The sequence below is a fragment of the Paenibacillus sp. MDV22-iso6 genome (assembly GCF_058408365.1).
Genome location: NZ_JBZVDZ010000010.1, coordinates 98,451 through 121,407, shown reverse-complemented (window position 1 = coordinate 121,407; position 22,957 = coordinate 98,451). Strand labels below are relative to the sequence as shown.

The following is a 22,957-nucleotide window of genomic DNA, read 5'->3' as shown; positions in this document are numbered from 1 at the left end:
AATCTCAAGCAAGAGACGATGTACATTAATCCTGAAGGAGGAACAACATATGTCTAAAAAAAGTGGAATTATTGTAACAGCCATTGGAGCAGGCGTGACTTACTTGATGAGGAATAAAGAAGCAAGGGATAAGCTGTTCAGTACGGTATCAGGACTGATGAAAAACTCTAGTCCATCTTCAAAACCGTCTTATGGAAGCAAAAAAGGTTCACGTGTGATTTAAAATAGATTTTGGCATAGAGTCAATTAGCATGAGAAGCCCGGAGCTGGTATGGTCCCGGGTTTTTGTGTGCGCTCATATGTCATATGCGATTTTTGCCAGCAAGAATGGTACAATGGAAACTTGCAGAACGTATGGAAGGGGATGTACAACATATGAAGAAAAATCGTCTGGGTTCATCCGAACTCTTGGTTGGTGAAATTGGGCTAGGCTGTATGTCGCTTGGAACCGAAGTGAAACCTGCCGTAGCCTTGATTCATGAAGCATTGGATCGTGGCGCTAATCTTCTGGATACCGCTGACCTGTATGATGCAGGATTAAACGAAGAAATCGTGGGCCAGGCTATCCAGGGACGCCGGGAGAAGGTCATTGTGGCAACCAAGGTTGGTAATCGTCGCATACCGGGAAAAGAAGGCTGGTCATGGGACCCGTCTAAAGCTTATATCAAACAGGCTGTACGAGACAGCCTGAAACGGCTGCAGACAGATTATATCGATCTGTATCAACTGCATGGTGGCACTCTGGATGATCCAATTGAAGAGACGATCGAAGCCTTTGAGGAACTGAAGCAGGAAGGTCTTATCCGGTATTACGGCATATCCTCCATCCGGCCTAATGTGATTCGTGAATATGTGCAGAGAGCTTCCATTGTCAGCGTGATGAATCAATACAGCGTTGCGGATCGCCGAGCCGAAGAGGAAGTATTGCCTTTATTGGAGCATAAGGGCATTAGCGTTATCGCTCGTGGACCTGTGGCAAGTGGGGTTCTCGCCGATTCTGGTGCTGCCAAGGCAGATAAGGGTTATTTGGATTATACTCCTGAGGAGTTGCACATCATACGAGAAGGCCTGAGCCGTTTGGTTACAGACAATCGCAGCATGGCTCAAACGGCCATTCGTTATGCTTTGGCGCATCCGGCTGTTGCCGCTGTCGTGCCAGGTGCCAGTTCGAGAGAGCAGTTGTTGCATAATATCGCTGCTTCGGAATCTGCACCACTTACGGCTGCGGAGATTAACGAAATACGGGAGCTGAGTCCCGTTAATCTCTACAAGCAGCACCGTTAAACGTTGGCAGCCTATTTTCAATTGTAACTATACGAGGTACAATGAAGGTCAACCATAAAGAATCAAATAAGGGAGAGAAGACATATGGAAAGAATTCAAAGTGAACAACAATATCGCGATACAATTAATTCTGACGGAATGACCGTCATTAAATTTGATACAACCTGGTGTCCGGATTGCAAAAACCTGGATCGCTTTATCGGGGACGTTATCGACCAGCATGCGGATAAAACCTTCTATGCCCTCGATGCAGAAGAGTTCCTGCCGTTTGCTGAAGAGAACGGTGTACGCGGCATTCCAAGCCTGCTCGTATTCCAGAACGGCAAGAAAATTGCACATCTGCACAGCAAATGGGCAAAAACGCCTGCTCAAATCTCGGAGTACCTGCAAACTTTGGAGTCCAAGGTATAACCATAATCAGTTCGTTTAGTTCGCAGTAGTTATATGAAACGCCTCCTATCGCTGATAGGGGGTGTTTTTGCTGTGGGGAAGGGGTGTAAAGGCCGAAATGAAAATCCGCTTGTTGAAAAGGTTGTGTGAAATTAAAAATGGCAACCTGGTTCCGAAAGGAACAGGTCGCCAATGGCTTTTTTGTTACATGACTTGAAGATAGGGTTACATCATTAAAATGATAAAGAATACGGCTGCCAGCACGAAGCGATACACTGCAAAGACGGTCAGACTCAGTTTTTTCAAAATAGACAGGAACGTCTTAATGGCAAGCATGGCTACGATAAATGCGGCAATGAATCCAATCGCGAAGATCGGGAAATCGCTGGTATTCAGATGATCGATACTTTTGTATAGATCATATCCTGTGGCTCCAATCATAATCGGCACAGAGACCAGGAATGTAAATTCTGCTGCGGCAACTCGGCTTACCCCTGCGAACAGTCCACCGGAGATCGTCGAACCGGAACGGGAGAAGCCTGGCCATAATGCGAGAATTTGAAAAAGACCCACTACAAATGCCTGTTTATACGTAATATCGTCTACATCATGGGTTGTAATGCGCTCGCTGCGGTGGCTCCAACGTTCAGCGATAATCATCAGAATACCACCAATAACAAGACTGTACAGCACCGTTTGTGCTCCAAACAGATGCGCCTTGATCCAGTCCCGGAATACAAGTCCAATGACTACGGCAGGAACCATCGCCAAAAAGATATGTATGAGGTTCAGGCGGGAGGTGTAGCTCCTTTTGCCTCCGGTGAAGCGGAACATATCAATGAATTTGTTCCAGTACAGCACAACGACAGCTAGTACAGCTCCGAGTTGCACAACCACCTCAAACGTTTTGACTGACTCGTTGTCCTCCGATAATCCCAGCAAGTGGGCAGTCAGAATCATGTGTCCGGTTGAGGACACGGGCAAAAACTCAGTCAAACCTTCGATGATGCCCATAATAATCGATGATATAAAGTCCAATTCTCTTCCTCCTTGAAATGCAGATGACAGCTTATAGGCTGTCCTGCGTGACAATGCCTGCTCATTAGAACAAGGCTATCATCTATTATGATCACAAATGCGCCCAACTTCAACTTATGCTCTAAATGAATTGTTTAAAACCATATTGACAAAAACCTAGTTATCCAATAGGATATACATTAACTGACTGACTGATCAATCGGGAGGATAGGCAAATGTCTAAAAAAAATCATTTGGAACCCGGAGAAGAACGCCGGGACCAAATTATACGCATAGCGATGGAGCGTTTTGCGACCCAGGGCTACCATCAGACGAAAATTTCCGATATTGTCCGGGAAGCCGGCGTCGCGCAAGGCACTTTTTACTGGCACTTTAAAAGTAAGGAGGCCATTGCGTCGGAAATTGTACTGACCGGCAGGGAGAAGCTGCTTGAAGCGATCGGACAAGGCTACCGCAAGGATGCCGGATCGGTTGAGGATATGGTGAGAGCTTCGGAACGGCTGTTTACCGACTTATTCTCCTTTGCAGCGGACAATCGTTATTTTATGGAGTTGTTGCTTAAAGGCATCGTGTCCGAGGATTCAGTACGGCGTCTGGTCGAGGAGACACGTAATGCAGTGGAACAAGCATTTCGCCACAACATGCAACGGGCCATTGAGCTGGGCATGCTGCCGGAATCCATGGATGTACCGCTTCGCGCTGCGCTGCTGGTTAGCATGATTGAAGGCATGATTACGCGCTGGCTGTTTGGCTCGGAGGAGTTGCACAGCAAGTTTTCATCAATGACAGCAACAAAGCTCGCAGCTGAGGCGGCAAGCTTTGAATTTTATGGACTGCTCGGCACATAAAAGTGTGCTGGCCCTGGAGCTTTATTTTCAACAACTGGATTAAATATTCACATGATTAAGCCAGCAGCAGGGAATAATGGGTACAACTGCAGTTTAGGAAGACAGGAAACAGAAAAATTTCAACAAGACATGACTACATGGATGAGAGGAAGTTAATGACATGAATAAAACATATGGAATGAAATCTCGCAAAGGCTGGACTTTAACAGCCCTGCTGCTAATGACCGTGCTGGTACTCAGCGCTTGTGGCAGTAAAACTACGGACAATGGAAGCAGCAATGGAGCACAGGCGAACAATGAACTGGAGCAGATCAAGTCTGCTGGCGTCATCAAAGTGGGCATGATGGGCACGTACGCTCCATACAACTTCCTGAACGATAAGAAAGAAATGGACGGCTACGATGCAGATATCGCACGTGAGGTTGCGAAGCGTCTTGGAGTTAAGGTGGAATTTGTATCCCAGGAGTTCTCCGGCCTGACACCAAGTCTGCAAGCCAAAAAGCTGGATGCCATTATCAGCCAGATGACCATTACTGATGATCGTAAGAAAGTACTGGATTTCAGTGATCCGTATATCACGAACCAAGTTAAAATCATTGTCAAAGAAGACAATAACGATATTACCAAGCTGGAAGATTTCAAAGGTAAAACGATTGGCGTAGGTCTGGGTACGAATGATGAAACGTATCTGCGTAATGAAGTGCTGCCGAAAGTGGGCGACTTCACGATTAAAACCTATGACGATGTTATCTCTTCACTTAAAGACCTGAATGCTGGACGGATTGATGCCACAATCAACAACATGTATGCGCTGAAACCCATTGTGGATGCCAACGGACTGAAAATCAAAGCCGTAGGTGAACCGATTAAGAGTGACCAGGCAGGTATTGCTGTGCGCAAAGACAATCCGGAACTCGTAGCAGCACTGAATGATGCACTGAAAGGCATGAAGGATGACGGTACGTACAATACCATCTTCAAAAAATGGTTCGGTGAAGAGCCTGCGCAATAATGAACCGGCAGGGCGAAGGGAAGTTTGATCCATGGAATTGGTATTTGAGAATATCCCCTTCTTTCTGAAGGGGGCATATTACACGCTGTATGTAACTGTGATTTCAATGTTTTTTGCTTTTATCATCGGGTTGCTCGTCGCTATCGCGCGTCTGAAAGGACCGATGTGGCTTAGAATGATCGCCCGTTTCTACGTATCCATCATGCGGGGAACCCCGCTGTTGGTGCAATTATTCGTTATTTATTATGGGCTGGTCGATTATGGCGTAACCTTGGGCTCGCTCACCGCAGCCTGTCTCGGGCTTAGTCTGAATGCGGGTGCATTTCTGTCGGAGACGTTTCGCGGAGCCATTCAGGCGGTACCGAAAGGGCAGACGGAAGCTGCATACGCAACGGGGATGACCCCGGCTCAAGCGATGAGACGGATTATCTTCCCGCAGGCTGTGCGCATTGCCATCCCGCCGATGGGTAACACCTTTATTGGCATGCTGAAGGAAACATCACTTGTGGCGGCGATCGGTGTTACCGAGTTATTGCGGTCAGCACAATTGCTTGTATCACAATATGCGGTGAATATGCCGTTTTATCTGGCGATTGGCGTAATCTATTGGATTATGAGTATCGGCTTCTCGGCCATTCTGGAACAAGTGGAGCGCCGGCTTGCCCGGGCTTACTGATAGGAGGGGAGAACCGGTGATTACAACAACAGGATTGACCAAACGTTTTGGAAAAAATGAAGTTCTCACAAATATAGATCTGCATGTCGATGCAAAAGATATTGTTGTTCTGCTGGGGCCCAGTGGATCAGGCAAAAGTACCTTACTACGCTGCCTAAACGGACTGGAAGAGTTATCTGGAGGACAGATTGAAGTGAACGGTGTTGTGGTTAACAGCGCAGATCCGCTGCGAGTCCAGCGTGCCCGGGTACTGGAGATTCGTCGCCAGACCGGCATGGTCTTCCAGCAGTTCAATCTGTATCCGCACAAGACAGTGCTTGGCAATGTGATGGAAGGTCTCGTGACTGTGAAAAAAATCAAGCGGGACGAAGCGGCCGAACGCGGCCGGATTCTGCTGGATCGGGTCGGTCTGTCGGACAAGCAGGATGCATATCCATCCCGTTTGTCTGGTGGACAGCAGCAGCGCGTAGCGATTGCCCGCGCACTTGCCATGGAGCCTGAGGTGATGCTGTTTGACGAGCCTACCTCAGCCCTTGATCCCGAACTGGTGGGAGAAGTGCTCTCCGTTATGAAGGAGTTGGCACAGGAAGGCATGACGATGCTGGTCGTTACGCATGAGTTGAAGTTCGCCCGGAATGTGGCTAACAAAATCGTCTTTATGGCGGATGGATCAATTGTGGAAGAAGCGAGTCCACAGGCCTTTTTTGAACACCCAACTCAAGAGCGGACACGCAGATTTTTGCAGCAAATTACTGAATTCTAAGAAAGAAGGATAAACATCATGAATGTAACAACGGTATGGAAAGGCAAACGCGCATTTACTTCCGAAGGACCCTCTGGCTACGCGGTTGGCATGGATGCCACAGCAGCCTATGGTGGTGACAGCAAGGGTGCTACACCCATGGAATTGTTACTGGCAGGTCTCGGAGGTTGTATGGGGATCGATATCACGATGATTCTGGACGCTTTCCTGGACAAAATTACTGGCATTGAGATTGAAGCACAGGGTACACGTAGTGAAGGTATGCCGAAAGGATTTACTTCCATTGACCTGATCTTCAAGGTGGACGGCGATATCCCGGATTACCGGATCTGGAAAGCCATCCAAATGGCTGAAGAGAAGTATTGTGCAGTTTCCGCTTCGCTTAGCGCTGATATTCATCCCATGCTGATTCTGAATGGGGTAGACACACCCCGTCCGTAACGGGACGGACATGGTTAAAGTATACAATGAAGAGGCACTTCCAATCATGGGAGTGCCTTTTTGATTGTTCTAACATTTCGACCATTAGGAAGTAAGGTCACGCTGGATGTTGAGCAAGGTCCCAGACACCCATAATTTCGGTGATAGCCTGATCAAGCGTTGCAAAAGGGATACCGTCCCGGGCTTGTGTAGAGATACCTTGCATAAAAGTATCAAATACGGTGGTCAGCATTGCCACATTCGTGGAGGCAGGCAGTTGGCCGATTTCCACAGCGCGCTGGATGCAAGCCTGCAGGCGGTTGCGAGTCAGCTTTCTTTTCTCGGCGGTTATGTCACGGATATGATTGTTTTTGGAAGAACATGTGCTGGCTGACAGCACAATTAAACAGCCAGATGGATGTGCGCTGTCTGTTTGCATTTTGGCGGTACTTCTTAAAGTTGTTTCAATCGCTTCTCTTGGAGATAGCGTAAGATCTGAGAAGCTTTCCGTAACGCGTCCAAATGAACCCATATATCGTTCTACCGCTTCTTTATAAAGAGCTTCTTTGGATTCAAAGGCTGCATAGAAGCTGGCTGCTGAAATATCCCCCATGACCGCTCGAAGTTGAAGCAATGAGGTGGCTTCAAATCCTTGTTCCCAAAAGAGCATCATTGCCTGCAACAGGGCTTCATCCCGATCAAAAATGCGCGGACGTCCGGTTCTTGCCATTAGAGATTCCCCCTCGTTTTTCTTAATTATATACTAATCGATCCAAAAGTCGTTGACAAGGTAGGAGAGGGTGGATAATATAAAGAATGATCGATCCATAATTCGATTCTATGTCCTATATTATCTAAAAAGGAGCTGCACAGATGTCCGATAAATCTTCTCAACGTTTCCCATGGTTGGGGCTACTGGCCTTGGCGATGGCTGGTTTTATAGCTATTATGACTGAAACTCTTCCCGCGGGGTTGCTGCCGCAAATCAAGGAAGGGCTGCAGGTCTCTGAGGCAGGGGCAGGGCAGCTTGTCACCTTTTATGCAGTAGGTTCTCTGATTGCCGCCATACCTTTGGCCGTGCTGACAAGGGGCTGGCGACGCCGTCCGCTTTTACTTCTAGCGATTATCGGTTTTCTGGTCTTCAACACGATTACAGCCCTCTCTTCAAACTATGTACTGACCCTTGTCGCTCGGTTTTTTGCCGGTGTTGCAGCCGGTGTCTCCTGGGGCCTGATTGGCAGTTATGCACTACGGATGGTGCCTGATCATCTCAAAGGCAGGGGCATGGCTGTTGCGATGATCGGTACACCGATTGCCTTATCATTCGGTGTTCCTGCAGGTACATTGCTGGGTTCCTTTATGGGCTGGCGCTCGGTATTCTGGCTTATGTCGCTGCTGGCGTTTGTATTGATCTTCTGGGTGCTCTGGAAAGTACCCGATTATCCGGGGCAGTCTGCTGATCAGCGCATTTCTTCAATAAAGGTACTGCTGACTCCTGGCGTAATTCCCATTCTGGCTGTCGTTCTGGCCTGGATGCTTGCTCATAATATTTTGTACACCTATATTGCCCCTTTCCTCGCCGATGTCGGTCTGGAATCAAAGGTTGGACTTATGTTACTTGTATTTGGCCTGATGGCATTGGTGGGCATCTGGATTACAGGTATTCTTATTGATCGTTGGTTGCGTATGCTGGTTCTCATCAGTCTTGCGGGCTTTGCCCTGATCTCTCTGGTATTGGGTCTTTGGAGCGAGCACATTGCCGTTGTATTTAGTTCAGTTGCGCTCTGGGGTCTAACTTTTGGCGGTGCGGCTACACTGTTGCAGACCGCCCTTGCCCAAGCTGCCGGGGAGCAGGGTGTGGATATCGTTATGCCAATTAATACGACCGTTTGGAATCTCGCTATTGCTATTGGTGGATTGGCGGGAGGTGTGCTTCTGAATCAATGGGGAGCCTCGTCCTTTACCTGGGCCATCCTGTTCCTATCACTTGTAGCTCTGGTTGTTGCGCTGCGTGCCAAAGGACACGGTTTCCGCTCAGCACGCAGCCGCTAAGCCATCTGTTTTTCTTCTTACATTAGAAATAGTTATACAAACTTCATGTTTGTTTTTCACTCAGCATACAGCCTTTTTTTGAAGCCCTCTTGTAGGGCTTTTGCTGTTATGTGGTATGATGAATTGGAAGGGCAGGCGTAATATGTACTGACCTTTATATGTAAGCGCTTATAAGCGACGGAAGGTGCAGATATGTTTAAAAGGCTCATACGAACATCCAACAATCTTAAATTAAAGCATAAATTGCTCATATCCTATGTACTAGTCGTCATGATTCCGGTACTGATTATTGGCCTGGCTGTAACCGGATACTTTCGGAAGCAGGCGCTGGATAATGCCATTGGACAGACGATTAACAACGTGGACAAAGTCAAAAGTCAGACCACCACATTGCTGCGTGTGCCTACGGATATTTCCAACATTCTGATGTTCAATAATGATTTGAAAGAAATTGTGAACAAACAATACCAAAGTGTTGTGGAGCTGACCTCGGCTTACCTCGCATACAAAGATTTTCAGGAATACAAGCGTCTGTACCGCGAGGTTGCGGGCATCCGGTTTTACTCCACCAATCCGACGCTGATCAACAATCTGGAGTTCATTCCTGTGGACAAGCAGACCGAGGAGAGCTACTGGTACCAGAAGGCACTGAAAACGACGAGCATCGGCTGGTTTTATATTCCTGACAAGGGAGATAATCCGGTGCACAAGCTAAGTCTGGTGCGCAAAGTGCCTTTTGCCGAATATCGGACCGAGGGTGTGCTGATGATTGTAATCAATCAGGATGAGCTGAATGGATTATTACGTCAGGAACCGTTCGAGACGTTGATTACGGACGAACAGGGTTATGTGGTTGCGGCCAAAAATACCGAACTAGTGGGCAAGACGCTGGACGAGCTTGATTTTGGTGTAGATCTACAAAATCAGACCAAAGGCACAATTGAAGCAGATTTTCGGGGGGAGCCATCCAATATTGTCATTGATGAGCTGCGCCCTGGATCGAGCATGAACAGCCTGAAGATCATTTCGGTTTTTGCCACCAAAAATATTGTCAAAGACGCCAATACCATTAGCATGATCGGTATGCTCTTCATTACGCTTGTGCTGGTCATTGCATTGTTGCTTGTATATATCATTTCATTTCTCACATCGAACCGATTGTTACGCCTTAGCAAACATCTGAATAAGCTCGCACTGGGTGATCTGAACGTCACCTCCCGCATTGACGGGAATGATGAGATTGGGCAACTGTCGAGGCAGTTCAATTACATGGTGAAGAGCATTAATGAACTGATGACTCAGGTGGTGGAGGCAACGGAACAGAACAATCAATTGGAAATCGCACAGAAAGAGATTAAACTGAAAATGATGGCCAGCCAGATCAATCCTCATTTTTTGTTTAATGCACTGGAGTCGATCCGCATGAAAGCCCATATCAAAGGCGAGGCGGAGATTGCCAATATTGTCAGGCTGCTAGGCAAACTGATGCGCAAGAGTCTTGAGATTGGCAGCGGCAAAACGACGTTCAGAGCCGAACTGGAGATGGTACGTTCTTATCTGGAAATTCAGAAATTCCGTTACGGCGACCGGCTTGCTTTCCAGATCCATATCGATCCGGAGGTGGAGAAGATGTACATTCCTCCTTTGATCATTCAGCCTCTGGTTGAGAATGCGATTGTGCATGGTTTGGAAAATAAAGAGGGCACGGTCCGTGTGAATATAAATATTCGTTTGGTGGAGGATGTCGTTCAGGTGCGTGTCGATGATGATGGGGCAGGCATTACGCCGGAGCGTCTGGCTGAAGTGATGCAGTTCATCTGTGGACCGGAAGAACAGGAGAAGAGCCGGATTGGCATGCGTAACGTACATCAACGTTTAACGTTGACCTACGGTGAGCCATACGGATTACAGATTAAGAGTGTGTACGGGGAAGGAACAGAGGTTTCTTTCACCTTGCCAGTAGGAGGAGACCAGCATGTATAAAGTGTTATTGGTAGATGATGAACCTAGCATACGTGAAGGACTGACAACGATCATTGATTGGGAAAAATACGGCTTTCAGGTGATTGGTACAGCTGCCAGCGGGCGTGAGGCCATCACCCGCTTCGAAGAGCTGGAACCGGACCTGACGATCATCGATATTCGCATGCCCGGCATGACCGGGCTGGATGTGATTGAAGAAGTGCGGCAGCACCATCCGGAGTCGCACTTTTTGATCCTGAGTGGGTACGCGGATTTTGATTATGCCAAGAAAGCCATCAGTTTTGGCGTGGATGGGTATCTGCTCAAACCGGTGGATGAAGAGGAGATTATCAGTGAGCTGGAGCGGATCTCTGTGATGCTGACAAGGGAGCGTCTGACACTGGCCCGCCATGCTGGTGAGGATACAGCCTACCGGGAGCACCAGATTGAAGCATTGCTTTTTGATAGCCTGGAAGGTACAGAAACGATGGAAGCAAATGCTCTAGGATTGAATTGGTCGCAGTATCAGGTTGTGCTGCTGGAGATGCATGCTGAACCTGATTTACAGCGTGGTAGTGTGGTGAAACGCAGACTGGCGGAAGCTTTTGACCAGAAAGATCGGGGCATTGTGTTTTCGTTCCATTCCGGACTGGGACTGTTATGTAAAGAGCCTATTTTGACTGTCCAATCTGCCCAGAGTTTATATGATGAGTTGGAAGGGCTGCTGGGAGAATGGAATATTCACATGTACGCGGCAGCAGGTCAACCTGTAAACTCCACAGCAGACATCGCACATTCCTATAATCAGGCCAACGGCGTATTGGGCGGACGTTTCCTGTTCGCGGAACAACGTATTATGTTATGGAACGAAGGCGAGAAGAGCAAAAGTGCTTCTGGGCCGGTTATTGCGCTGGATGAAGTTAGTGGTGAACCGGATGAAGCAGAATTGGCGGACAAGCTGTATTATGCGCTCGACATTCGGAGTAGCGAGTCCGTGATGCGTGTGCTGACCGAGATCGAGGAACGTCTGATCCCCCATCATCAGACAGAACAGGCGATTAAGACGGCGTTCTCCCAAGTGTTTTCATTGGCTATTAACAAACTTGCGGCAACGAATCAGCATATGCAATCTATTATGCAGGAGCATTCCGTTCTAATTACGGAGGTCTACCATCAATTAACGTTACTGGATCTCAAAGTAATGGCTGCTCAACACCTGAACCGGCTTATTCAGCGCATGGGTGGAGGAAGCAAGGATACGGTACTGAAACAGATGATTGAATTTATCCGTCGTAATCCCGGCGAAAATCTCAAGCTGGAGGTACTCGCTGAGGTATTTAACTACAATAGCAGTTATCTGGGCAAGCTGTTCAAAAATCATACCGGAGAATATTTCAATGCATTTCTCGATAAGGTCCGAATGGAGAAGGCGAAGGAACTGCTCGATGAAGGCTTAAAGGTGCACCAGGTTGCCGCGAGGGTGGGGTATGCCAACGTGGATTACTTCCACGGCAAATTCAAGAAGTATGTAGGGGAATCGCCTTCCGCATACAAACATGCTAGAGAGCTTGCTAGATCACAGCCCAAAGATTCTTCAGGAGAGCCAGAACGGGAGTAGCCCATGTTTCAGAGGATGGTACTTCTGGAGTTTGGTATTTCTCCTGATTAGGTAAAAAACGTTTTCGAACTAATAGTCTATTTGAAGGACCCTGGAGGTCCTTTTTCTTTTTAGTTTTACATGAAGTAAACGATTTCTATAAAACGTTTTCGATCATTACCAATTTCAAATTAAATTCTCTTGTAATTTCAATAATTATTAATAGATAGCGTCATTATCACTAATTTTATAGATATAATATCGGATTTTATAAGGGGATATCTAATTTTCATATGATTTTCTCTAAAATCCAGATGGTATTTTGAAAACGCTCTATCAGGTATGATTATTTTATAAATCAGAGGAGGGGGAACGGAGATGGAAACGCTAACAGAAAAATCCGCTTCCGCGAAAAAAAGCAGTGACCCCAATCCGCCAACACAAAAACGGCGGAACAGAGTTTGGGACAGTATGAAACAGCAAAAGTATCTCTATCTCATGTCATTGCCATTCGTAGCTTGGGTTTTTGTATTTAACTATCTGCCACTATGGGGATGGACGATGGCTTTCCAAAACTATAAACCGGCCAGATCGTTCGGTGATCAACAGTGGGTTGGTTTTAAACACTTTGCAGAGCTATTCAGCGATGATCGCTTCTATCTGGTACTTCGAAATACGCTTGCAATGAGCTTGATGGGACTGGTTATCGGTTTTATCGTGCCGATTTTCTTTGCGATTCTCTTGAATGAGATGAAAGGCATGTTCTTCAAGCGCGCCGTGCAAACGGTATCATATCTGCCTCACTTTGTATCCTGGGTCGTAGTGGCAGGGATTATTACCAAGATGCTCTCCACCGATGGCGGGATTATCAATGACCTTTTGGTAAACCTAAACATTATCGATCAGCCGATCCAATTCATGGCTAAGGGGAACCTATTCTGGTACATTGTAACCGCTTCAGATATGTGGAAGGAAACCGGCTGGAATGCGATCATCTATCTGGCGGCCATTACCGGTATTGACCAGGAGCTTTATGAAGCTTCCCGTGTAGACGGAGCGAACCGCTGGAGACAAATGTGGCATATCACGTTGCCAGGCATTCGGACTACGATCTCTGTACTGTTCATCATGTCCATCGGTCATCTGATCAGTATCGGTTTCGAGAAGCAATTTTTGCTGCAAAACAGTCTAGTGCTAGACTACTCGGAAGTGCTTGATCTATACGCGCTCAATTATGGTTTGAATATGGGACGATTCTCGTATGGTACAGCCATAGGCATATTCAACTCCGTTGTCAGTATCATCCTTCTGTTTACAGCGAACGGATTGTTCAAAAAATTCACCAAAGAAAGCATCATGTAGGGAGGGGACGACATTATGGCGAACAAAGCATTCAATGCTACTCGGGGCGATAAGCTGTTCGATATTTTCAACATCCTCGCGATGACCCTGGTGCTGATTGTAACACTGTATCCATTCCTGAACGTACTGGCTATCTCACTCAATAACTCGACAGATACCGTACGTGGTGGAATTTACTTGTGGCCTCGTGATTTCACATTGCAAAACTACAAAACGATCTTCCAATACGATGGATTGCTGCAAGGTTTGCAGGTATCCATTCTACGTACAATTGTAGGTACCGTGCTCGGTTTGATCAGTTCCTCAATGATCGCATTTACACTGAGTCGTCCTGACTTTAAGTTGAGAAAGTTTGTTTCTACTGCACTTGCACTCACGATGTATTTCTCCGGTGGTCTGATTCCGGTGTACATCCTGATGCGTGACCTGAACCTGATCGGTACATTCTGGGTATATGTATTGCCAGGTATGATCAGTGCGTTTAACGTGTTCATTATCCGTTCCTTCATTGATGGTCTGCCGTATGCATTGCAGGAATCAGCCAAGCTGGATGGTGCGAATGACTTTAAGATCTATTACAAAATCATTTTGCCGCTCTGTAAACCGGTACTTGCAACCATCGCGTTGTTCCTGGCTGTAGGCCAGTGGAATGCTTGGTTCGATACGTACCTGTATAATGGTTCGAAGGCGCATCTGACCACGCTCCAGTACGAGCTGATGAAAGTACTGCAAAGTACACAGCAAGGCTCGGGAGCCGGACGTAACGCCAATGACATGGCACAGCAGATGACACAGATTTCACCGGAATCCATCAAAATGGCGATCACGATCGTTGTTACGGTTCCAATCCTGATTGTGTATCCATTCCTGCAAAAGTATTTTGTTGGTGGTATGACATTGGGTGCAGTAAAAGCTTAAGCAAGTTTGTACAGGCCGCCACATAGATAGAGTGGCCGTATAATAAAAGAAGCATCAGAATGCCCGAAGCGCAGCCATTTGGCCTGCGCTTCACCGTATAGGGCTGCGGAGTGGCATTCATGAAGCTATAGACAGGGACAAAAAAGTCCCGGATAGACAGACATATGAAACGGGAGGATTACCATTATGGCAAGAAACAAAATGAAGATTGCACTGGCTCCAGTGCTTGCGATGTCTTTGCTCGCAGGTTGCGGTGGAGGAAACAGCGGCGAAACGTCGTTTAAGGACACTAGCGGTGATACGTCTCCGATTACTTTTGACTTTTTTAGCGTCGATCCCAGTCCGAACTGGAACGGTATGAAGGATGAAGTGGGCAAGGTCCTTACAGAGAAAACAGGAGTAACCCTTAACGGTGAGTTTGCCGTCAGTGGTGGTCAGGATAAAGTGTCCTTAATGGCAGCAAGCGGAGACTATCCGGATATCGTGTCACCCAAAGGAGAGCTAAGCAAGCTCGTGGATGCTGGGGCAATGGTCGATCTGACCGATCTGATCGAGCAATATGCTCCCAATCTGAAGAAGCTGTATGGTAATTACATGGACCGGCTGAAATATAGCAACGAAGATCAAGGAATTTATGTACTGCCTACGTATTATGCGGTAGACCAGAAGTATTTTGATGCAGGCGGCGGATTTGGGATTCAGCAGCGTGTATTGAAAGAGCTGGGATACCCTGAAGTGCGTACACTGCAGGATTATGAAAATGTATTGAAGGCATATAAGGAGAAACATCCAACGATTGACGGTCAACCAACGATTCCGTTATCCCTGGACGCAGATGACTGGAGAATCATGATTACGGTAACGAATCCGGCCTTCCAGGCAACAGGTGCTCCGGATGACGGCGAGTACTATATTGATCCTGAGACATATGAGGCAAGTCTGCATTACAAACGTCCGGAAGAGAAAGAGTATTTCCGTTGGTTGAACCATATGTACGCAGAAGGACTGCTTGATCAGGACAGCTTCGTACAGAAAACAGATCAATACAAATCCAAAATTGCAAGTGGACGTGTTCTGGGCGTCATAGACCAGGATTGGGGTTATTCCGATGCGGAAAACGCATTGAAAGCAGCGGGCAAAGATGAAGCGACCTATTCACACTTCCCGGTAACTCTGTCTAAAGATATCAAGGATCATTCCTTCCAGGACCCTGGTTTTGTATCTGGATGGGGTGTAGGGATTACAACATCTAATCCGGACCCGGTTCGTACAATTAAATTCTTTGATTACCTAGCTTCTGAGGAAGGCCAAGTGTTGATGAACTGGGGTATTGAAGGTGAGCAGTACGAAGTGAAAGATGGCAAACGTGTGATTCCGGCCGATATTCAGGACCAAAAAACGAATAATGCTGCCGTATTCCAGAAAGAAACAGGTATTGGCCTCTATACCAATATGTCTGGTCACTATGGAGATGGTGTCAAGGATTCAACGGATAACTATTACACAACGAATTTCCCTGAACAGATTGTAGCGGCGTATTCCGATGCAGAGAAAGAGACACTCAAAGCATACGGCGCAACAACGTGGAAAGATCTATTCCCAAGTGAAGATGAGTTCCCGGTTAAACCATGGGGAGCAGCGTACAATATGCCAACTCCAGGTGACTCGGATTACAACGTTATTTTCCAAAAAACACAGGATATTATCCGTAAACGGATTCCTGAAGCGATCCTCAGTTCCCCTGAACAATTCGATGCCATTTATGATGGGATGATTGCCGAGCTGAATAAAGCCGGAGCAGAGGACATGGAAAAACAATACACTGAGCTGGTACAAAGCCGTGTTCAATTGTGGAGCGGTGAAGAGAGCAAGTAATGCTTTTCAGCAGAATAGTTTTTTCGAAAAAAGGGCCCAGGAAACTGGGTTCTTTTTTATACCTAAAACGTTTTCCAAAAAACGTTTTCAATTTTGTGAATTCACTATTGACAAGGACTTTTAGAGGGATTATTATTCAAATATGAAAGCACTTTCATTAGTGATTTATCAAGGCATGTACATGAATCTCTTCAGTCAAAGGGAGTACGGATTAGTTCCTCAAATTACTGGATAGAGTGAGTGTTTTTCACTTCATTTTAGAAAACGCTTTTTATGTTATAAAATCAAACCTTTTACAATGAGAATCACCCAATTACGGTATGTGCAGGTCAGCCTGTTCTACAATAGATAGCTTCATTTTATCCATAAGGGGGATTACACATGAAGGGCAAAACACCAAAAACATTCGCAATGCTTCTGTTAGCCAGCGCTCTTGCCATTACAGCAGGATGCAGTGGTAGCGGAGGAGGAACTACGGCTTCAGAAACACCAACGGACACAGGGGATACGACCAGTCCAATCACCTTCACGTTCTTTGGTGCTGACGCAAGTCCAAACTGGAACAACATGAAGGACGCAGTCGGCCAAGAAATTACGAAACAAACAGGTGTTACAATTGAAGCTGAGTATGATGTGAATAATGGTGGCGACCAAAAGATACCTTTGATGGCTGCCAGCGGTGAATACCCTGATATTATCTATCCTAAAGGTAACTTGTCTAAACTTGTGGATGCAGACGCGATGCTTGACCTGACAGATCTGATTGACAAATACGCACCTAACCTGAAGAAAATCTATGGGGACCAGATGAACCGTCTGAAATACAGTTTGGAAGATCAGTCTATTTACACGATCCCAACGAACATGGGTGTAGATAATGTTGCGTTTGATGCTACAGGCGGATTCGAGATTCAGCAAAAGGTATTGAAAGAACTCGGCTACCCAGAAGTGAAAACGCTTGAGGATTACGAGAAAGTTCTGAAAGAATATTATGCAAAACATCCAACACTTGACGGACAGCCAACCATTCCGCTGACGCTGAATGCAGATGACTGGAAGATTATGATTACGGTAACGAATCCAGCCTTCCAGGCAACAGGTGGACCGGATGACGGTGAATATTATATTAACCCTGAAACATATGAAGCGGTGTTGCACTATAAACGTCCAGAGGAGAAAGAATACTTCCGCTGGTTGAACAAAATGTACAATGAAGGCATTCTCGACAAAGATACATTTGTGCAGAAGGACGATCAATACAAATCCAAAATCGCAAGCGGTCGGGTACTGGGGCTGATTGACCAGGAATGGAACTATGGTGAAGCTGAGAATGCTTTGAAATCAGTTAAAAATGGCGAGAATACCTACGCTCACTTCTCTGTATCCCTCAACAAGGATATTGTGGATCATACGTTCCAACCAACCGGATTCGATGGATATGGCATCGGAATTTCCAAAACTGCAAAAGACCCTGTACGTATTATCAAATTCATGGATTGGCTCGCTTCGGATGAAGGCCAGGTGCTGAGAAACTGGGGGATTGAAGGCGAACAATACAAAGTGGAAAATGGCCAACGTATCATTCCTGAGGATGTACAGGACCGCAAGACCAATGACAACTCGGCGTTTACCAAAGAAACAGGAGTCGGTATGTATAACATCTTCAGCGCAAGATATGGCGATGGTGTCAAAGATTCCACAGGCAATTACTACACAACGAACTTCCCTGAGCAGATCCAAGCAGGTTATACTGCGGCAGAGAAGGAAACATTGAAAGCTTATGGCATTACAACGTGGAAAGATTTCTATCCTTCTGAAGACGACTTGAAGCTGAAAGATTGGGGCGCAGCATATAACATGCCTGTACCTTCGGATACGGATTATAACGTAACGTTCCAGAAAACGCAGGACATTATCCGTAAACGTATTCCTGAAGCCATCCTTGCCAAACCTGAGAAATTCGACCAAGTGTATGATGATCTCCTGGCTGAACTTGATAAAGCAGGGGCGGTAGATATGGAGAAACAATATACCGTTTGGATCAAGGAACGTGTATCTCTCTGGACAGGTAAAGACGTGAAATAATACTGAAAATAAGGCATGATAAACGATCATTTTCAAAGCAAAATGGGTCCCCTAAAAGGGGCCTTTTTTGTTGTTGACGAAAGGGGGAGGATAGCATATAATCGTTAATGTAAGCACTTTCAGTAAGCGTTTTTAATTATTTTTCGAAAACGTTTTATGTAAGTTAATAAGAGAGATTTCATGGGTTTAGATTTTGATAAAAAGAGTGCAAATTTAATTTTTAGTAAGCGCATACAGAAATGCGTCTTATAACGGTATCCTCAGGCTTAAAGCCTGTTATACAGATAAAACCTTCATAAATAATAGGGGGACTAGACAATGAGAGGCAAAATGAAAGGCAATACACCCAAGACGTTTGCAATGTTGATGCTCGCAAGTGCAATGCTGGTTACAGCTGGCTGCGGAAATTCGGGAAGTAAAGAAGCCTCAGAGTCCAGTGGAACCGAACCGGTTACTTTCACATTCTTTGGTGCGGATGCGAGTCCAACCTGGAACAAGATGCAGGATGCAGTCGGTAAAGAGATTACCAAGCAAACAGGCGTTACGATTGAAGCTGAGTATGATGTAAACAATGGTGGAGACCAGAAAATTGCACTTATGGCGGCTAGCGGTGAGTACCCTGATATTGTTTTTCCAAAAGGTAACTTGTCTAAACTAGTAGATGCAGGGGCAATGCTTGACCTGACGGATCTGATTGAGGAGCATGCTCCAAACCTGAAAAAAATATATGGGGACCAGATGAACCGGCTGAAATACAGTTCGGAAGATCAGGCCATTTATACAATCCCAACGAATATGGGTGTTGATAATGTTGCGTTTGACGCAACAGGCGGATTTGAAATTCAGCAAAAAGTACTTAAAGAGCTCGGATACCCTGAAGTGAAAACACTTGAGGATTACGAGAATGTATTGAAAGAATATGTGAAAAAACACCCAACGATTGACGGTCAGCCGACCATTCCATTGACGCTGAATGCAGATGATTGGAAGATTATGATTACAGTAACGAACCCGGCCTTCCAAGCAACTGGAGCACCCGATGATGGAGAATATTATATCAACCCTGAAACATATGAAGCGATGTTGCACTACAAACGTCCAGAGGAGAAAGAATACTTCCGCTGGTTGAACAAAATGTACAATGAAGGACTGCTGGACAAAGATACATTTGTCCAAAAAGATGACCAATATAAATCCAAAATCGCAAGTGGTCGCGTACTCGGTCTGATTGACCAGGAGTGGAATTATCAAGAAGCAGAAAATGCACTCAAATCAGCGGGCAAAGATGACAGCACATATGCTCACTTCTCTGTATCCCTGAACAAGGACATTGTGGACCATACATTCCAGCCAACCGGATTTGACGGATATGGCATCGGGATTACAACTTCTGCCAAAGATCCGGTTCGTATTATCAAATTCATGGACTGGCTCGCTTCGGACGAAGGTCAAGTTTTGAGAAACTGGGGCATTGAAGGTCAACACTACAATGTAGAGGATGGTCAACGGGTGATTCCTCAAGATATTCAGGATCGTAAAACCAATGACAACTCCAACTTCACCAAAGAAACAGGAATCGGTATGTATAGCGTGTTTAGTGCGAGATACGGTGATGGCGTGAAAGATTCCACGGATAACTTTTACACAACGAACTTCCCAGAGCAGATCCAGGCTGGTTATACTGCCGCAGAGAAAGAAACGTTGAAAGCATATGGCATTACAACATGGAAAGAATTCTATCCTTCTGAAGATGATTTGCAACTGAAAGACTGGGGCGCAGCATACAACATGCCTGTACCATCAGGTACAGATTATGAGGTAACGTTCCGAAAAACACAGGATATCGTGCGCAAACGTATTCCTGAAGCTGTTCTGACTACAGCTGCGAACTTTGATAAAGTATACGATGATTTCCTCGCCGAGTTGGACAAAGCTGGCGCAGTTGAAATGGAGAAACAGTACACTGTTTGGGTTAAGGATCGTGTTTCCCTGTGGACAGGTAAAGACGTTAAATAACTTATGTTTTAATTGAATAGGCAAATATACAAAAAAGGCCCTGAGCAAGGGTCTTTTTTGCTGTCCATGTGATGTTTAACATTGACGCAAATTTCGAAATCAAATATAATTTTCTTACTGTAAGCACTTTCAGATAAACGACAATTTAGCCTTGTAGGTAAGCGGATTGCGATCAAGTAAAACAGTATTTATATTGGTTATTTAGTTATACCGAAAACGTTTTAGTAATGAATGAAAAATAGCTGATTAGGAACAGGAGTTATCTATGTCCCCATTTAATGAGAGAACAAAAGAAAATCGTCTGTGGTATCGTCAGCCTGCTACTCGCTGGGAAGAGGCGTTGCCTATCGGTAATGGTCGCCTTGGCGGTATGGTATACGGCGGAGCATCGGATGAACAAATCCAGCTAAATGAAGATACATTGTGGTCCGGATTTCCACGCGACACCATTCAGTACAGCAGTCAGCGGTATCTGAAACAGACCCGTGAACTGATTATGTCCGGGCAATATAGCGAAGCTGAACAATTGCTGAACCGCGAAATGCTGGGACGTGATGTGGAAGCTTATCAGCCGATGGGCCACTTTAAGTTGCAGCACGATGAACTGGATGGGATCCCGTACGATGAATTTGAGCGGGAGCTTGATCTCCATACCGGCATTGCAACGACGAAGTATTCATATAAAGCCATTCGTTATGTACGTGAAGTATACGCCAGTGCAACAGATGATCTCATGATCTGTACCATCACTGCTGATCGTATGGGCTCTGTAAACGTCAGTGTTTCGTTGGACAGTCCACATCCTTATAATGTTCAGGCTTCGGGCGATGCACTTACTTTGTTCAGTCGCTGTCCAAGTCATGTTGAATCGAATTATTTCAGGGATCATCCGGAGTCTGTCATCTACGAAGAAGATCGTGGAACGGCTTATGCTATGCGACTGGCCGCGACTGCGACGGGCAAGAATGCCGAAGTAACGGTTATGGACGGAAGACTTCATATTCAGGGAGCTGACCAGGTTATTTTTTATCTGACAGCGGCGACCGCCTTTGAAAGCTATGATGTGGCGCCTGTTAAGGATGGTGTGCATCTGGATCAGGAGTGTAGGGAGGTAATCACTAAAGCGATGGCTCATGGCATGAAGGCTCTTCGGGAGCGACATGTCCTGGATCATGGGACTTTATTTTCAAGAGTATCTATTGATCTCGGCGCTTCAGCCAATGAAGAATTGCCTACAGATGAGCGACTGCAAGCGTACCAGGCTGGAGCCAATGATCCTGGCCTGGAGGCACTCTATTTTCAATATGGTAGATATTTGTTAATGGGTAGTTCACGTGAAGGGAGCCAGCCAGCTAATCTGCAGGGAATTTGGAATCATCAGGTGGAGCCGCCCTGGCACAGTGATTACACGATTAATATCAATACCGAGATGAATTACTGGCCGGCAGAAGTATGCAACCTGAGTGAATGCCATGAGCCGCTGTTTGGCTTGTTGGAGGATCTAAGCGATACCGGGAGAAGAACGGCACGTATTTTGTACGGAGCACGTGGCTGGACAGCCCATCATAATGTAGATATTTGGAGGACATCCACGCCTACAGGCGGAGACGCAAGTTGGGCGTTCTGGCCAATGGGCGGCGTGTGGCTGACTTCACATCTATGGGAGCATTATCTGTTTACCCGTGATCAACAATTTCTCGCGGAACGCGCGTATCCAATCATGAAGGAAGCGGCACTCTTCTGTCTGGACTGGTTGGTGGAGGGACCAGACGGATATCTGGTTACGGCTCCATCGACCTCTCCGGAGAACAAGTTCCTGACTGAGGAAGGAGAGGCTCGCAGCATCTCCATGGCTTCGACGATGGATATGACATTGATTCGTGAGTTGTTCGATCGGTGCATTGAAGCAACGGAGCAGCTGGATGTGGATCAGCAGCTGGCGAAGGAGTGGAGCGAAGCACGCAGCAAGCTCTATCCATTCAAGATCGGAAGCGAGGGGCAGCTGCAGGAATGGTTTAAGGATTTTGCCGAATCCGAACCAGGGCATCGTCACGTCTCCCATCTGTATGGTCTGTATCCGGGGGAGCAGATCAACCGACTGGATACGCCAGAACTGGTGGAAGCAGCACGAGTGTCACTTGAACGTCGCATCTCACAAGGTGGCGGGCATACAGGTTGGAGCTGTGCTTGGTTGATCAATCTGTATGCGAGGCTGCTGGATAGCAAGCTGGCACATCAATTTGTCCGTACATTGTTGGCTCGATCCACGCATCCTAATCTGTTCGATGATCATCCGCCGTTCCAGATCGATGGCAACTTTGGTGGCACTGCCGGTATTGCCGAGATGCTATTACAAAGCCACTTGGGCGAATTACATCTGCTGCCAGCGCTGCCTGAGTACTGGGCCAGTGGCAGTGTGAAAGGGCTTCGGGCACGAGGTGCATACACAGTGGCAATCGCGTGGGCAGATGGCAGACTCTCAAGCGCCGAAATTAAGGCTGATCACGCTGGTTCGATAACCATTCGGAGTGCATACCCAATGCGTGTGGAAGGAAACGATCAGCCTAAGGCGCAGTTAACACCTCAGGGTGATTATGTAGTGATTTTAACCATGACCGCAGGACAGACGATCCGCGTGTCATCATGAGACGGAGGAGTA

Annotated in this window: 19 protein-coding genes; 17 read left to right on the top strand and 2 right to left on the bottom strand. The window is 46.4% G+C overall.

The features are described 5' to 3' along the window. Nucleotides 1-49 precede the first annotated feature (49 nt). The 3 genes from AC4PM4_RS25455 to AC4PM4_RS25445 all read left to right on the top strand — a co-directional run bounded on the left by AC4PM4_RS25455 (nucleotide 50) and on the right by AC4PM4_RS25445 (nucleotide 1,695). Nucleotides 50-223 carry a hypothetical protein gene (locus AC4PM4_RS25455; protein ID WP_161490622.1) on the top strand — a complete coding sequence of 58 codons (174 nt, stop codon included), beginning with the start codon at nucleotides 50-52 and terminating at the stop codon, nucleotides 221-223. 152 nt (nucleotides 224-375) lie between these two features. Next, a complete protein-coding gene (locus tag AC4PM4_RS25450; RefSeq protein WP_491614816.1) occupies nucleotides 376-1,284 on the top strand; it encodes an aldo/keto reductase in 909 nt (302 codons plus the stop codon). An 84-nt stretch (nucleotides 1,285-1,368) separates the two neighbouring features. Further along, nucleotides 1,369-1,695 (top strand): thioredoxin family protein, encoded by a 327-nt coding sequence (locus AC4PM4_RS25445; RefSeq protein WP_063566544.1) that lies wholly within the window; start codon nucleotides 1,369-1,371, stop codon nucleotides 1,693-1,695. Nucleotides 1,696-1,899: 204 nt separating this feature from the next. Here AC4PM4_RS25445 and AC4PM4_RS25440 read toward each other — a convergent pair whose 3' ends face one another. Beyond that, entirely contained in the window at nucleotides 1,900-2,688 is a 789-nt protein-coding gene (locus AC4PM4_RS25440) for an undecaprenyl-diphosphate phosphatase (RefSeq protein WP_063566628.1), read from the bottom strand. 239 nt (nucleotides 2,689-2,927) lie between these two features. Between AC4PM4_RS25440 and AC4PM4_RS25435 the strand changes: the two genes are divergently transcribed. The 5 genes from AC4PM4_RS25435 to AC4PM4_RS25415 all read left to right on the top strand — a co-directional run bounded on the left by AC4PM4_RS25435 (nucleotide 2,928) and on the right by AC4PM4_RS25415 (nucleotide 6,452). Then, complete coding sequence (locus tag AC4PM4_RS25435) at nucleotides 2,928-3,560, top strand: TetR/AcrR family transcriptional regulator (protein ID WP_269054174.1); 633 nt, start codon at nucleotides 2,928-2,930, stop codon at nucleotides 3,558-3,560. A 178-nt stretch (nucleotides 3,561-3,738) separates the two neighbouring features. Next, complete coding sequence (locus AC4PM4_RS25430; RefSeq protein ID WP_072735636.1) at nucleotides 3,739-4,572, top strand: substrate-binding periplasmic protein; 834 nt, start codon at nucleotides 3,739-3,741, stop codon at nucleotides 4,570-4,572. 31 nt (nucleotides 4,573-4,603) lie between these two features. Next, nucleotides 4,604-5,248, top strand: coding sequence for an amino acid ABC transporter permease (locus tag AC4PM4_RS25425; RefSeq protein WP_064640624.1), 645 nt, complete (start codon nucleotides 4,604-4,606; stop codon nucleotides 5,246-5,248). Nucleotides 5,249-5,264: 16 nt separating this feature from the next. Further along, complete coding sequence (locus tag AC4PM4_RS25420) at nucleotides 5,265-6,011, top strand: amino acid ABC transporter ATP-binding protein (protein ID WP_072735571.1); 747 nt, start codon at nucleotides 5,265-5,267, stop codon at nucleotides 6,009-6,011. 18 nt (nucleotides 6,012-6,029) lie between these two features. Beyond that, nucleotides 6,030-6,452, top strand: coding sequence for an OsmC family protein (locus AC4PM4_RS25415; protein ID WP_090954798.1), 423 nt, complete (start codon nucleotides 6,030-6,032; stop codon nucleotides 6,450-6,452). Nucleotides 6,453-6,549: 97 nt separating this feature from the next. On the opposite strand, the gene AC4PM4_RS25410 is transcribed toward AC4PM4_RS25415, so the two are convergent. Then, complete coding sequence (locus tag AC4PM4_RS25410; RefSeq protein WP_090954796.1) at nucleotides 6,550-7,161, bottom strand: TetR/AcrR family transcriptional regulator; 612 nt, start codon at nucleotides 7,159-7,161, stop codon at nucleotides 6,550-6,552. 143 nt (nucleotides 7,162-7,304) lie between these two features. Between AC4PM4_RS25410 and AC4PM4_RS25405 the strand changes: the two genes are divergently transcribed. The 9 genes from AC4PM4_RS25405 to AC4PM4_RS25365 all read left to right on the top strand — a co-directional run bounded on the left by AC4PM4_RS25405 (nucleotide 7,305) and on the right by AC4PM4_RS25365 (nucleotide 22,945). Continuing rightward, nucleotides 7,305-8,483, top strand: coding sequence for an MFS transporter (locus AC4PM4_RS25405; RefSeq protein WP_491614815.1), 1,179 nt, complete (start codon nucleotides 7,305-7,307; stop codon nucleotides 8,481-8,483). 192 nt (nucleotides 8,484-8,675) lie between these two features. Beyond that, nucleotides 8,676-10,466: a sensor histidine kinase gene (locus AC4PM4_RS25400; RefSeq protein ID WP_079697115.1), complete on the top strand. Its 1,791-nt coding sequence runs from the start codon at nucleotides 8,676-8,678 to the stop codon at nucleotides 10,464-10,466. Beyond that, on the top strand, nucleotides 10,459-12,063 hold the full coding sequence (locus tag AC4PM4_RS25395) for a response regulator transcription factor (RefSeq protein ID WP_072735567.1): 1,605 nt from the start codon (nucleotides 10,459-10,461) through the stop codon (nucleotides 12,061-12,063). The genes AC4PM4_RS25400 and AC4PM4_RS25395 overlap by 8 nt, the downstream gene beginning before the upstream one ends. A 357-nt stretch (nucleotides 12,064-12,420) precedes the next feature. Further along, nucleotides 12,421-13,404, top strand: coding sequence for an ABC transporter permease (locus AC4PM4_RS25390; RefSeq protein WP_063566552.1), 984 nt, complete (start codon nucleotides 12,421-12,423; stop codon nucleotides 13,402-13,404). Nucleotides 13,405-13,419: 15 nt separating this feature from the next. Then, a complete protein-coding gene (locus AC4PM4_RS25385; protein ID WP_063566553.1) occupies nucleotides 13,420-14,322 on the top strand; it encodes a carbohydrate ABC transporter permease in 903 nt (300 codons plus the stop codon). 186 nt (nucleotides 14,323-14,508) lie between these two features. Beyond that, a complete protein-coding gene (locus tag AC4PM4_RS25380; protein WP_063566554.1) occupies nucleotides 14,509-16,197 on the top strand; it encodes an ABC transporter substrate-binding protein in 1,689 nt (562 codons plus the stop codon). Between the two features lie 381 nt (nucleotides 16,198-16,578). After that, nucleotides 16,579-18,282: an ABC transporter substrate-binding protein gene (locus AC4PM4_RS25375; RefSeq protein WP_063566555.1), complete on the top strand. Its 1,704-nt coding sequence runs from the start codon at nucleotides 16,579-16,581 to the stop codon at nucleotides 18,280-18,282. A 330-nt stretch (nucleotides 18,283-18,612) separates the two neighbouring features. Then, the gene (locus AC4PM4_RS25370) at nucleotides 18,613-20,298 is read left to right on the top strand and encodes an ABC transporter substrate-binding protein (RefSeq protein ID WP_063566630.1); all 1,686 of its coding nucleotides are present in this window, start codon (nucleotides 18,613-18,615) and stop codon (nucleotides 20,296-20,298) included. Nucleotides 20,299-20,563: 265 nt separating this feature from the next. Continuing rightward, complete coding sequence (locus AC4PM4_RS25365; protein WP_491614814.1) at nucleotides 20,564-22,945, top strand: glycoside hydrolase family 95 protein; 2,382 nt, start codon at nucleotides 20,564-20,566, stop codon at nucleotides 22,943-22,945. Nucleotides 22,946-22,957 lie beyond the last annotated feature (12 nt).